The sequence below is a fragment of the Bacillus sp. YC2 genome (genome assembly GCF_019891195.1).
Lineage (GTDB): Bacteria > Bacillota > Bacilli > Bacillales > Bacillaceae > Bacillus.
Genome location: NZ_JAHXDO010000005.1, coordinates 162,777 through 175,092, shown reverse-complemented (window position 1 = coordinate 175,092; position 12,316 = coordinate 162,777). Strand labels below are relative to the sequence as shown.

General features: G+C 46.4%; 12 protein-coding genes. 2 read left to right on the top strand and 10 right to left on the bottom strand.

Annotated elements, in window-relative coordinates; translation table 11 throughout:
- Window positions 1–53: 53 nt before the first annotated feature.
- The 9 genes from thrS to KY305_RS10640 all read right to left on the bottom strand — a co-directional run bounded on the left by thrS (window position 54) and on the right by KY305_RS10640 (window position 9,393).
- The gene (gene thrS, locus KY305_RS10680) at window positions 54–1,985 is read right to left on the bottom strand and encodes a threonine--tRNA ligase (protein WP_223062494.1); all 1,932 of its coding nucleotides are present in this window, start codon (window positions 1,983–1,985) and stop codon (window positions 54–56) included.
- Window positions 1,986–2,393: 408 nt separating this feature from the next.
- Window positions 2,394–3,224, bottom strand: a complete 831-nt coding sequence (gene ytxC / locus KY305_RS10675; RefSeq protein WP_223062493.1) for a putative sporulation protein YtxC — start codon at window positions 3,222–3,224, stop codon at window positions 2,394–2,396.
- Between the two features lie 66 nt (window positions 3,225–3,290).
- On the bottom strand, window positions 3,291–3,932 hold the full coding sequence (locus KY305_RS10670; RefSeq protein ID WP_223062492.1) for a TVP38/TMEM64 family protein: 642 nt from the start codon (window positions 3,930–3,932) through the stop codon (window positions 3,291–3,293).
- Between the two features lie 33 nt (window positions 3,933–3,965).
- The gene (gene dnaI / locus KY305_RS10665; RefSeq protein ID WP_223062491.1) at window positions 3,966–4,901 is read right to left on the bottom strand and encodes a primosomal protein DnaI; all 936 of its coding nucleotides are present in this window, start codon (window positions 4,899–4,901) and stop codon (window positions 3,966–3,968) included.
- 24 nt (window positions 4,902–4,925) lie between these two features.
- On the bottom strand, window positions 4,926–6,338 hold the full coding sequence (gene dnaB / locus KY305_RS10660; RefSeq protein WP_223062490.1) for a replicative helicase loading/DNA remodeling protein DnaB: 1,413 nt from the start codon (window positions 6,336–6,338) through the stop codon (window positions 4,926–4,928).
- Window positions 6,339–6,449: 111 nt separating this feature from the next.
- Window positions 6,450–6,908, bottom strand: a complete 459-nt coding sequence (gene nrdR / locus KY305_RS10655; RefSeq protein WP_223062489.1) for a transcriptional regulator NrdR — start codon at window positions 6,906–6,908, stop codon at window positions 6,450–6,452.
- A 248-nt stretch (window positions 6,909–7,156) separates the two neighbouring features.
- Complete coding sequence (speD, locus tag KY305_RS10650; RefSeq protein ID WP_003223584.1) at window positions 7,157–7,537, bottom strand: adenosylmethionine decarboxylase; 381 nt, start codon at window positions 7,535–7,537, stop codon at window positions 7,157–7,159.
- A gap of 238 nt (window positions 7,538–7,775) precedes the next feature.
- Entirely contained in the window at window positions 7,776–8,798 is a 1,023-nt protein-coding gene (locus tag KY305_RS10645; protein WP_223062488.1) for a glyceraldehyde-3-phosphate dehydrogenase, read from the bottom strand.
- A 208-nt stretch (window positions 8,799–9,006) separates the two neighbouring features.
- The gene (locus KY305_RS10640) at window positions 9,007–9,393 is read right to left on the bottom strand and encodes a winged helix-turn-helix transcriptional regulator (protein WP_214804027.1); all 387 of its coding nucleotides are present in this window, start codon (window positions 9,391–9,393) and stop codon (window positions 9,007–9,009) included.
- Between the two features lie 184 nt (window positions 9,394–9,577).
- Here KY305_RS10640 and KY305_RS10635 point away from each other — a divergent pair, with 184 nt between their 5' ends.
- Entirely contained in the window at window positions 9,578–10,777 is a 1,200-nt protein-coding gene (locus tag KY305_RS10635) for an MFS transporter (protein ID WP_223062487.1), read from the top strand.
- A 55-nt stretch (window positions 10,778–10,832) separates the two neighbouring features.
- On the top strand, window positions 10,833–11,675 hold the full coding sequence (locus KY305_RS10630) for an aldo/keto reductase (RefSeq protein ID WP_223062486.1): 843 nt from the start codon (window positions 10,833–10,835) through the stop codon (window positions 11,673–11,675).
- 39 nt (window positions 11,676–11,714) lie between these two features.
- Here KY305_RS10630 and coaE read toward each other — a convergent pair whose 3' ends face one another.
- Window positions 11,715–12,308, bottom strand: a complete 594-nt coding sequence (gene coaE / locus KY305_RS10625) for a dephospho-CoA kinase (protein ID WP_223062485.1) — start codon at window positions 12,306–12,308, stop codon at window positions 11,715–11,717.
- Between the last annotated feature and the right edge of the window lie 8 nt (window positions 12,309–12,316).

Genomic DNA, 12,316 nt, shown 5'->3' with positions numbered 1-12,316 from the left:
TGTCCTTTCAAAAAACCCCATTCAATATGAATGGGGTCTTTGTGGTTCACTTATTATTTTTTCGCTTCGGATACTGCTTTTTTCACAAAGTCATCCAGTGAAACGGTTTCTGATTTCTGCTCTCCGTATTTCCGGACGTTTACGGCGCCGTTTTCTGCTTCTTGGTCTCCGACTACAAGCATGTACGGTATTTTTTGCATTTGCGCTTCGCGGATCTTGTAGCCGATTTTTTCGTCACGGCTGTCAAGCTCAACGCGCAAGCCTTCGCGCTGCAGGCGTTCCTGCACTTTTTTCGCATAGTCAAGATGCACGGCAGGCGATACCGGGATAACCTGGAACTGAACCGGGGCAAGCCATGTCGGAAGGGCGCCTTTGTGCTCTTCGATTAAGAAAGCAACGAAACGCTCCATTGTTGACACGACGCCGCGGTGAATAACGACAGGGCGGTGCTGTTTACCGTCTTCACCGACGTAAGTGAGATCAAAGCGTTCCGGAAGAAGGAAATCAAGCTGTACAGTTGACAATGTTTCTTCTTTGCCGATCGCTGTTTTCACTTGTACATCAAGCTTAGGTCCGTAAAATGCCGCTTCGCCTTCAGCCTCATAATAATCATGGCCGATTTCATCCATTGCGGCTTTCAGCATAGATTGCGCCTTGTTCCACATCTCATCATCATCAAAATATTTCTCCGTGTCTTCCGGATCGCGGTAAGATAAACGGAATGTGTAATCGCTCAGCCCGAAGTCTTCATATACGTCTTGAATCAAACGGACGGTGCGGATGAATTCCTCTTTAATCTGATCAGGGCGGACGAAAATGTGAGCGTCATTTAACGTCATGCCGCGCACGCGCTGAAGCCCTGACAGAGCACCTGACATTTCATAGCGGTGCATCGTTCCGAGCTCGGCGATGCGGATCGGAAGTTCGCGGTAGCTGTGAATGTCTTGTTTGTAAATCATCATATGATGCGGACAGTTCATCGGACGAAGCACAAGTGTTTCGTTGTCCATTTCCATCGGAGGGAACATGCCGTCCTGATAATGCTCCCAGTGCCCTGATGTTTCGTACAGATCCTTGCTTCCAAGCACAGGTGTGTATACGTGCTCATAGCCGAGACTCAGCTCTTTATCCACGATGTAACGCTCGATGACGCGGCGGATAGTTGCGCCTTTTGGCAGCCAAAGCGGAAGCCCTTGTCCGACTTTTTGAGAGTTGGCGAACAATTTTAATTCTTTGCCGAGTTTTCTGTGGTCGCGCTCTTTCGCTTCCTCAAGCATACGCAAATGCTCTTTCAGGTCATCCTTTTTGAAGAATGCCGTTCCGTAGATGCGCTGAAGCATTTGATTCTTGCTGTCGCCGCGCCAGTACGCGCCTGCAAGGCTTAACAGCTTGAATTCTTTAATTTTTCCTGTGGACGGAACATGCACGCCGCGGCACAGGTCAAAAAATTCGCCCTGCTCGTAAATGGTGACGGTTTCGTCCTCCGGAATGGCGTCAAGCAGTTCAAGCTTCAGATTATCGCCGATTTCCGCAAACATTGCTTTCGCCTCGTCACGGCTCACTTCTTTTCTGATGATCGGAAGATTTTCGCCCACGATGCGCTTCATTTCTTTTTCAATCTTCGGAAGGTCATCCGGTGTCAGCGCCTGCTCCATTTCAATGTCATAATAAAATCCGTTTTCAATGACGGGGCCGACACCGAATTTCACATCTTTGTAAATGCGTTTAATCGCCTGGGCCAATAAGTGAGCCGTGCTGTGGCGCATGATGCTCAAGCCTTCTTCTGTACCTTCTGTAATAATTTCTACGGCACCGTCCTCATTGATCGGCGTTCTCAAATCAATTTCTTGTCCGTTCAGTTTACCGGCTAAAGACTTTTTCTTTAATCCCGGACTGATGGATGCCGCGATATCTTCCGTTGTTGATCCTTTCGGAAACTCCTTTACCGCTCCGTCCGGAAATGTGATGTTGATCATATCTGACATCTTCGTCACTCCTTTTTTATGCATATCAAAAACCCCGCCCCCTATGAAAGGGACGAGGTTGAATAAACGGAATCGTGGTTCCACCCTTTTTTCCGCGAGGCCGTCGTTCCGGCACTTGCGGCTCTAAACTCTGTAACGGGAGTTCCCGTCAGCTATTACTGGCGCTTTAGTCCGGCGTTCACAGCTGAAGTTCAAAGGCGGTAAAGTCAATGATCCATAGCTGGAAAGCTTTCAGCCTGGGCTTTCCTCTCTTTTCAAGCCGGTATCAATGCTTCATGTCCTTATCAATACGTCTAGCAATCATTAATCTGATATGTATTATAAAATGTCCTGCAGAAAAATGCAACTCGGTTTCTGTCTATTTTTCGCACAGACAGCCCCGCCTTTTTTGCAAGGCCGTCTGTGCGTCTATCCTTCCGTCTTCTCTTTCGCAAACTCGTCCAGCGGAAAAAGGCGCACACGTTCCTGAAAAACGTTTTGGATTGTTCTTGCCATGATGTGCTCCGGCCGGTCCGTATAGAGCTCTACCGTTTCCGGCGCAATGGAAATCAGCGGCGCAAGCAGATGGGAATCTATATACATCGGATGCTCCCGCACAAACCGTCTGTCTATGTATTTTTTTTGTTCCCGTTCTGAAACAAAGCGCATTTCCCAAAGCGTAAATGACCGGTCATGAACGATATGGACTTTTTTCATTCGCGGCGGATTTGACGTAACGTAATCTCTCAATGATTGAATAAAATTTTGGTACTCCTGCTCCATCTGGTATTCATCTATCGCAGCCTCCGCGTATTCCCTGAGCCGCTCATAGTACGCGCCGAGCCGAAATGTCTGAAACGAACGCACGGAAAAAACGCCGCTGTCCAAAGAAATCGTTTGAAGCGCTTCTAAAATAAACTGCTTGCGCGGCAGCTTTTTCGGCTCAAACGGATGATCATCAAGATCGCCCTCCATGATGCTGTGTGCAAGCTGAAGGATTTGCTGCTGTTCATCTTGATCCGTGAAGCAGTAGTTTCCTTCAATTAGTGAAAGCATATGCTCGTCTTCTTTACATTCCAAAAAAAACCTGACCAGGATCGGCTCAATAAAGCGCTGAACGGAATAAGCCGGTTCAGCCCTTTCAATTCCGACTTTTTTTATGCTTTCACGGACAATAAAATGTCTCCGGTCGTCCGATTGCTGAATGAGATGTAAAAAAGCGGCGGTATCGTGGTCATCTTCAAAGGTCACTTCAAGCATATTTGTCCCCCCCTTACGGCATCTGTTACAAGTATATGGGGGATGCTTTTAAAATAGACGTAAAGGTTAGCTTTGACCGCCGAACAAATGGCGCACCTTCTTTTTAAAGATAATCGGAAGGGATAAAAACACGATGTACAGGCAGATCACGCTGAACACTGCGAGCGCATTTCCAGACATAAAGCTCGCGCCGAGCACGTTTAGAACAATCGTCCCTGGAATGATGCCCGCCGCGGTCGCCAAAAAGTACGTCATCGGTCTGACCCGGGAAAGGCCTGCGGCGTAGCTGATCACATCGAAATTAATCGGTAAGATGCGGAGAATGAAAATGTAAAAAAAGCCGTTGTTTTTCATCTGCTTTTGAATGGCTTCCATTTTTCCGTGACGGCTCTCTTGCTTAAACGAAAACATGCCCGCCGCTAAAAAAGACACAGCGGCAGCCCCCATTGAGCCTGCCAGCGTATACATCGTGCCAAAAAGCGGGCCGAACGCCAACCCTCCGGCTATTGAAACAACTGAAACAGGAAACAGCACAAAAGGCCTGACAACAGAAATCCCGATAAAAACAAGCGGCGCAAAGACACCGAACGATAACACCCAGAGCCGAATGTCCTTAGGCGACAAATTCAGGTATTTACGGTTTGCCCAAAACAAAAGTCCCGCTCCCGCTGCAATCACAGCCCATGTGACAGCCTTTTTATTCCTCATTCCTTCAAATCCTTCCCCTTGTCGCGCCAGACCCTATGATTGGCGGCGGTTTTCTCCGTCCAGGCGGATCGGCGAAGCCAAATATAAAATCCGCTCCATCAGTCTTGCCGCCTTTACCTCTTCCTTTTCCCCCCGCTGCGAATACGTAAAATGATGCTTTAATTCGTCAGGTGAAAAATTGGACGAGAAGAACGTAGGCAGCTGCTGGCTCATTCGGTGCTGAAGCACGGTGCCGATGACCTCATCTCTGACCCAGCTTGTCATTGATTCCGCTCCGATATCATCAAGCATAAGAACCGGCGTTGTTTTCACCATATTCAGTTTCTCTTCCAATGACTTGTCTTGGAGTGAGTTTTTCAGCTCCCTGACAAACTCGGGCACATACACGATCATAGACGAATATTCTTTCTCCGCCAGTTCATTGGCGATGGCGGCTAACATAAACGTTTTTCCGATTCCGAATTTCCCGTACAGGTATAGCGCCTTGCCTTTGCCCGTTTCATTATAGCTTTTCAGAAAATCCGTTACATGCTGGAACATGCTGAGTCTGCTCGGATCGTTAATGTCGATTTGCTGGAAGGTGGCGCCGAGCAAATCCTTCTGAATATACATGCTCTTCATGAGGGACTGCTGTTTTTTCTGCCGGTCGAGCTTTCTCTTTTCCGGACATTCATAATATTCGATATCAATAGAACGTCCGTTTATGACGAGTTTCGGATGATACCCCTCCAGCAGGTTGTTCGTTTGGTTGTCTTCCGAGCAAAAGGCGCATTGCTTGCTTTGCTGAACGAATTCATACAGTTTGTTTAAGCCTCTTTCAATCATGCTTTGATCGATAACGTCTTGCTGCTCCTTCAAAAAAGCTTGGACGTCTTTGTCAGCCATAACGTGCTGCTGCATTCGTTCCAGGCGTTTTTGGAAGTCAGGCCTCTTTGTGACCCCTTCAAGGGAACGGCTGATCGGTTCCATTCATCATCACCCCGCTTCTCTGTCTTAATAGGCAGAGTATTTTTTCAGTTTTTTCATTTCTTCCATCATCTTTTTCTTTTGCTCTTCGAGATCGTCAGCGGAAAGAAGCGGCTTTTCCGCCTTCTTTCCGGCCTCTTCTTCTTTCAGCCAATCAGGGCGTTTTTCTTCCCGGACGGTTTTTTTGTTTTGCGCCGTCCGGTTTGTCTTGCCTTCAGCCCAGTCGAGATATTGCCTATGCTCTTCAATGGCGAGCTTCATCGCTTCTCTGACGGTTTTCACCTTTTTTCTGGCCCAGTGGGAAGCGATTTTTTGTATATAGTTTTTGGACAGTTTCATATCGGTCTTAAGCATTACATAATAAATCAGCACATTGGTGACGCCCGGTTCAAGCTTCTGCTCAAACATAATATCGGCTATGATTTTCAGATCGGCTTTAGAGGGCTCGGTGCCGTCGGCAATGTCTTGCAAAAGCTTTCTCGGTGAGATGGTCTCAAGCTGTGCAATAAGCTTGGCATCCAATGAGTCCCCGTTATCCTTTTCGCCGTTTTCCCTCAGGCTGACAGGCTGCGTTTTATCAATTAAGTCCGGAAGCTGTCCGTTCCGTTCTATTTGGTACCAGTCGCTTGCCGCTCTTCTTAGCGCTTCAACCGTAATAACGTCTTGCTCATTAATTGCGGTCATGGCGACATGCTGCATAGAGATAGGGTCAATTCCATATAAATACGACAGCTTTTTAATGCACTCCCGTACATCTTGTGTGATCGCTTTACGCGGTATCATCGTTTCTGACAGTCCCGCCAAAAACAGCTCAAAGTCAAAGACTTCCTCCGTCACCGTATAAGAGGGCGCTTGTCCGACAGACGTCAACTCAGAGCCCTCGGCCAATTCCATCGTTTCCTCCATATCAGGTGTAAGTTTCCATTCACTCGGCTGAAAAGATTCAAAGGTATGATTAAACGGACGTGTAATCTCCTTTGCGTCACTGCTGACAGACGGATGTGTGTAAAATTGTCTCAGCTGCTGGTATTTCGTTTTACCGACTCTATTATAAAGAAAGACATTCAGCATGCCGTCTTCAAAAAATTCATTCGGCCTGAGCGGCGGCAAAAGCTCATAGATAAACATCCGCTCCTCTTGTTCGGATTCCCGGATATACACTTTTAATAAACCGATTCCTTCAAGCTTCCCCTGTTCATGGTGAATCTTTTTTAAATTCGACTGCGTCATTCCCATCAGCTGCCTGTGTGTAGATTCTGTGCCCCACAGGCGGTTTTGCTCAAGCTCTCCCCATAATGTCATATAAAGAGAGAATGCAAAAGAACCGATCAGCGGCTGATACAGCTGTGTCAAAATTTGTCTGTCAATATCCTGAAGAAGCGAACGGCTTTTAACCGTATAAGGGTCTACAGGCAATACGTCTTTCCAATAGTCAGCCATGATTCTCAAACCTTCCGATATGTTTCTACTCTCATTTTACACCGTTTCTCTTATCTATCACAAATGCCAATTTTGCTCATGAGAAAAGAGCCAGAAAATTCTCTTAGCTCTTTAGCGTTCTTTCTTTATTAAATCTTTCAGTTCGTCGATAAACACGTTTATGTCTTTAAACTGGCGGTATACGGATGCGAAACGGACATATGCCACCTCGTCAATCTCCGCCAGACGATCCATCACCATTTCTCCGACGAGCTCGCTTTTGACTTCGGATATGCCTTGATTTCTTAATTCTTTTTCAATGTCAAAGCACATATCTTCAAGTGTTTTCAAAGGAACGGGCCTTTTTTCACAAGCTTTGAATAACCCGCGGAGCATTTTTTCACGGCTGAATTCTTCCCGCACGCCTTCTTTTTTGACGACGACAAGCGGCATCTCTTCGACCTTCTCAAATGTGGTGAAGCGATAATGGCAGGCTTCGCATTCCCGCCTTCTGCGGATAGATTTCCCTTCGTCCGCAGGCCGTGAATCAAGTACGCGGGAACCGTTATGCTGGCATGAAGGACATTTCAAATAGATCAGCTCCCATCTGTTTCGTTGCTGTAATGCGGTTCGCAAGCTTCCGGTAAATGCCCGCCAACGTTTCTAGGATGAGCCTAATGTGTTGGGAGAGCCGATAGACCGGCCTTATCTCTTTCTATTTTACAAAAAAAATGCATAAAGAAAAAGTGATGCTGTTTTTTACATTAGAAAAGGAGCATCAGCCTCAAAGCGCGTTACGGCTTTTTTAGCTTAGCTCCCTTGTTTTTGCGTTTTGAAATTTACAGTACTTTCGCTTGTGCCTGTTTAATCTGCACAGGCCCCATTCCTCTCGGTATTTCAATGTTTTCTCTTGTATCAGCATGTAATGCCTCCGCAATGTAGTCAGCAGCGACATTAGGATCTAAGTCTCCACAAGTATAAACATCAATGCTTGCATAACCGTGTTCAGGAAAACTGTGAATCGTTAAATGTGACTCAGAAATAATAACGACTCCGCTTACGCCTTGCGGTGCAAACTTGTGAAATGCAACCTCGCGCACTTCAGCTCCTGATTTCAGAGCAGCATTTACAAACGTTTTTTCAATAAAATCCATGTCATTCAGCTTATCAAAATCGCATCCCCACAGCTCGGAGATGACGTGACGCCCCATTGTTTCCATAATCATGGACCCCCCTTAACAAGAATTAAAAAGTGAATTTCCGAGAACTGACCCGGCTATTTACCACGGGGGAAAGTTAGTCCGGAGAGGTCCTAACCCTTTAAGTAATTCCGAAGCAGTCACGAGCAAGAAGTTCACGAAAAATAGTATACTGTGTTTAAGTTTATTTTGCAAGGTGCGTTTTTTTGCAAATATGCCGTTAAGGGTTTTTTTCTAACAAATGTCCATGACCTTTATTTTACACAGCGGACGGATGTTTCATTCGTACGGCGACATGCCTGATGAGATCAACGACCCGGCAGGAGTATCCCCACTCATTATCATACCAGGCGAGAACTTTTACTTTTCGGTCTTCCATCACCATTGTTGTCAGTCCGTCAATAATGGCTGAATGGGAATTTGTATTGTAGTCCGAAGAAACGAGCGGTTCATCAGAATAATCGAGAATGCCGTACATCGATGTTTTTGCCGCTCTTTGAAAAGCATCATTTACCTGTTCTGCCGTCACATCGGTTTTCAGATCGCAGACAAGATCAACTAGTGACACATTAGGAACCGGAACACGCAAAGCAAGACCGTGAAGCTTTCCCTTCAAATGAGGCAGCACAAGCGACAGCGCTTTGGCAGCGCCGGTTGATGTCGGAATGATGGACTCTCCGCAAGCTCTCGCACGCCGCAGGTCTTTATGCGGATTGTCGATATTTTTTTGGTCGTTCGTATACGCATGCACAGTCGTCATCAGACCGCTTTCAATCCCGAATTCATGATCAAGCACTTTGACCACGGGCGCGAGGCAGTTTGTCGTACAGGATGCATTTGAAATGATCACATGCTCCTCAGGATTATATTGCTCTTCATTAACCCCCATTACAATGGTAACGTCTTCATTTTTACCCGGCGCTGTTAAAATGACCTTTTTTGCTCCTGCTTCAATGTGGCTCATCGCTTTTTCTTTTGAGTTAAATTTCCCTGTCGCCTCTACGACGATGTCAATCGCATATTCCTTCCACGGAAGCTCTCTCGGATCTCTCTGATTAAACAGCATAATTTTTTTTCCGTTGACAATGAGGCTGTCTTCGGCTGCTTCAACATCTTGATCGTATCGTCCGTGAATTGTGTCATACTTTATTAAATGAGCAAGCGTTTCCGGGGGATAGCTTGCATTAATGGCTGCTATTTGTATTTGATCATCTTCCATTGCTTTTCTGAACACCATTCTTCCGATTCTTCCAAACCCGTTGATTGCTACTTTTACCTTCATGCTCAGGTCACCCCTCTTTAATATGCTACTCTAATTTTACTTTTATTTATATATAGTATAACACATTAAAAGAAATCCGCCAGTACATCTTAATAAAAATCCACCCTTATACCGATCAATATGTTGTTCAATCGGTTTTTTTGCATATAAAATGATATTTCTTCAATAAAAAAAGCAGGATCAGCGTCTGATGCTGCCTGCTTTTTTCTTATATTTGCCCCGGTTCCTTAAATTTTTCATTTAAAATGCTGTCTTGCAAGACTGCGGACGGTTCGCCGTATCGTTTGGCAATATGCATCGCGCCCCAGTCGCAAAGCGCATTTAAAATGCCTTCCAGGCTCCAGCCGTATTCGCTCAGCTCATACTCCACTTTAGGGGGCACCTGATTATATACAATCCGGTTGATGACGCCGTCTGCTTCCAATTCGCGCAATTGCTGCGTCAGCATCTTTTGGGTGATATCGGGCATAAGCCGTTTCAGTTCACTCGTCCGTTTTTTGCCGTGGGTAAGGTGGCAGAGAATCACACATTTCCATTTCCCGCCGATCACTTCAAGCGTCGCCTCAACGGATATATTGTATTTTTTCTTCAGCATCAGCTTTTCCTCCTCAATTGCAGGAACTAAAAAGTGCCTATAGCACTTAAAAGTACGTTCTTTTCATTCACTGCACTATCGATCATAATGACATTTGCCGGCCGAAAAGGATCGTACTCTTATACTTATATCGTTTCTCCGGCAGGATTTCAATCATACACCATCGTCTAAAGGAGGAAAATACATGTCTTCTCACCATAAAAGCCATTTGCCCGCGCTGCTGGCTTTGGCGGTAAGCGCATTTGCCATCGGCACGACTGAATTTATCAGTGTCGGGCTGCTGCCGCTTATTTCTCACGATTTGCACATCCCTGTAACAACCGCAGGGCTGACCGTTTCAATGTATGCGCTCGGCGTTACATTCGGGGCGCCTGTTTTGACTTCTCTCACATCCGGCATGTCGCGGAAAACGCTGCTGCTCTGGGTGATGTTTATTTTTATCGCCGGCAATTCCCTGGCAGCCGGAGCTTCTTCGATCGGCGTTTTATTAGCGGCGCGCGTCATTTCGGCATTCTCCCACGGGATTTTTATGTCTATCGGCTCAACGATCGCCGCGGATATCGTGCCGGAACATAAGAGAGCAAGCGCTATCTCCATTATGTTTACAGGGCTTACCGTGGCTACGGTCACAGGCGTTCCGTTCGGCACATACCTCGGCCAGCAATTTGGCTGGAGAACTGCTTTTGCCGTCATTATCGCGGTCGGCGTTATCGCCTTTATCACAAATGCTTTGCTCGTTCCGTCACATTTACGCAAAGGAACTAAAACTGCGTTCAGCGAACAGGTGAAGCTCGTCACGAACGGCCGATTACTGCTTTTATTTATCATTACTGCATTAGGTTACGGCGGAACATTTGTCGTATTTACTTATTTATCTCCGCTGCTTCAGGAAGTAACGGGTTTTCAGAAAGAAACCGTCGCGGCCATTTTGCTTATTTACGGAATCGCGATTGCGATCGGAAACATGATCGGCGGCAGATTGTCCAATCGAAATCCGCTGAAAGCATTGTTTTACATGTTTATCATTCAAGCGGGCGTTCTGCTCGCCTTAACATTTACAGCGCCTTTTAAGACAGCAGGGCTTATCACCATTATTTTTATGGGTCTCTTAGCGTTTATGAATGTGCCGGGTCTTCAAGTGTATGTTGTTATGCTGAGCGAACGGTTTGCGCCAAGCGCCGTTGATACAGCGTCCGCGTTGAATATTGCCGCATTTAATGCTGGGATTGCGATCGGGTCCTTTGTCGGCGGCGTGATCACAGACTCAATCGGACTCATCCACACCGCATGGATCGGAGCGCTTATGGTGCTCGGGGCGGTTATACTGACCGGATGGAGCCGCCTGCTGGAGAAACAGGACAGAAGCATTCCTGAAGGGAGGTGATTTTTTCACGCAGCTTTTTTGAATTCACATCACATACAATAGGAGGAATATATAAATGACAACACATTTACAAGCAGCAGCAACATTGCATAACGGAACAAAAATGCCGTGGTTCGGCCTCGGAGTCTTTCAAGTAGAGGAAGGTGCGGAACTCGTCAATGCGGTTAAAACCGCACTCGTGCACGGCTACCGCAGCGTCGATACTGCGGCCATTTACGGAAATGAAGAAGGTGTCGGCGAAGGCCTCCGCCAAGGGCTGAAAGAGACAGGTTTGAAACGTGAAGATGTCTTCGTCACATCAAAGGTGTGGAATGCCGATTTAGGATACGAAGAAACATTAAAGGCCTTTGACACAAGTTTAGAAAAGCTCGGCTTAGACTATTTAGATTTATATTTAATTCATTGGCCTGTAGAAGGGAAATACATTGATGCGTGGAGAGCGCTGGAAACCCTTTATCAAGAAGGCCGTGTCAAAGCGATCGGCGTCAGCAATTTCCACATTCACCATCTTGAAGCTCTCATGAAGCATGCGAAAACCAAACCGATGATCAACCAAGTGGAGTTCCACCCGCGTTTGACGCAGAAAGACCTTCACGCCTTCTGCTCTGAACAGGGCATTCAGCTTGAAGCGTGGTCACCGTTAATGCAGGGCCGATTACTTGAAGATCCGGCCTTGCAGGACATCGCTCAATCTTATGGCAAATCAACAGCACAAATCATTTTGCGCTGGGATTTACAAAATGGAGTGATCACGATTCCGAAATCAACAAAAAAACACCGTATTCAAGAAAACGCAGATATCTTTGATTTCGAACTGTCAGCTGAAGATATGAAACGGATTAATGAGCTTAATGAAAATATGCGCGTCGGCCCGGACCCTGACAATTTCGATTTTTAAACGGCAAAAACACCGTTCGGTTTCTCGAACGGTGTTTTTTTATGACCAGCTTTTGAGAATATCATCAAGCTGCTGTTTCGTTTTCTCCACGCTGCCGCTATTATCAATCACGATGTCTGCCCTTTTCGTTTTATCCGCTAAAGGCATTTGCGACGTAATCCGGCTCAGCGCCTCTTCTTCTGTAAGGGAGTTTCGCTCCATCAGCCGTTTGAGCTGCGTCTCTGCCGTTACGGTGACGACAATCACTTTGTCGACAAGATATTCAAGCTTGCTTTCATACAAAAGCGGAATGTCTAAAACGACAAACGGTTCATGACGAGAAACGGCCTCATCCCGCTGTTTCATCATTTCCGCGCGCACAGCCGGATGGACGATCTTATTCAGCGCCAGCCGCTTCTGTTCGTCCGTAAAAACGATAGAGCCGAGCTTTCTTCTGTCAAGCTCGCCATTTTCCAGCAGAATACCTTCTCCGAATGCGTCAATGATCTGCCCGTAAGCCGGCATCCCTTTTTCAACCGCTTGTTTTGCGATAATATCCGCATCAATCACTGTAATTCCTCTCTCGATCAGCATGCGTGCAACCGTGCTTTTACCGCTTGCAATGCCTCCCGTTAAACCGATGACTAAGCTCAAAAAGGCCC

Excerpts from the sequence above, each read along its gene's own strand:
- KY305_RS10635 (WP_223062487.1), top strand. The coding sequence starts at position 9,578 with ATGTCTTCTCACCATAAAAGCCATTTGCCCGCGCTGCTGGCTTTGGCG.
- KY305_RS10670 (WP_223062492.1), bottom strand. The coding sequence starts at position 3,932 with ATGAGGAATAAAAAGGCTGTCACATGGGCTGTGATTGCAGCGGGAGCG.
- thrS (WP_223062494.1), bottom strand. The coding sequence starts at position 1,985 with ATGTCAGATATGATCAACATCACATTTCCGGACGGAGCGGTAAAGGAG.
- speD (WP_003223584.1), bottom strand. The coding sequence starts at position 7,537 with ATGGAAACAATGGGGCGTCACGTCATCTCCGAGCTGTGGGGATGCGAT.
- KY305_RS10630 (WP_223062486.1), top strand. The coding sequence starts at position 10,833 with ATGACAACACATTTACAAGCAGCAGCAACATTGCATAACGGAACAAAA.
- KY305_RS10645 (WP_223062488.1), bottom strand. The coding sequence starts at position 8,798 with ATGAAGGTAAAAGTAGCAATCAACGGGTTTGGAAGAATCGGAAGAATG.
- ytxC (WP_223062493.1), bottom strand. The coding sequence starts at position 3,224 with ATGCTTGAAGTGACCTTTGAAGATGACCACGATACCGCCGCTTTTTTA.
- dnaI (WP_223062491.1), bottom strand. The coding sequence starts at position 4,901 with ATGGAACCGATCAGCCGTTCCCTTGAAGGGGTCACAAAGAGGCCTGAC.
- KY305_RS10640 (WP_214804027.1), bottom strand. The coding sequence starts at position 9,393 with ATGCTGAAGAAAAAATACAATATATCCGTTGAGGCGACGCTTGAAGTG.
- dnaB (WP_223062490.1), bottom strand. The coding sequence starts at position 6,338 with ATGGCTGACTATTGGAAAGACGTATTGCCTGTAGACCCTTATACGGTT.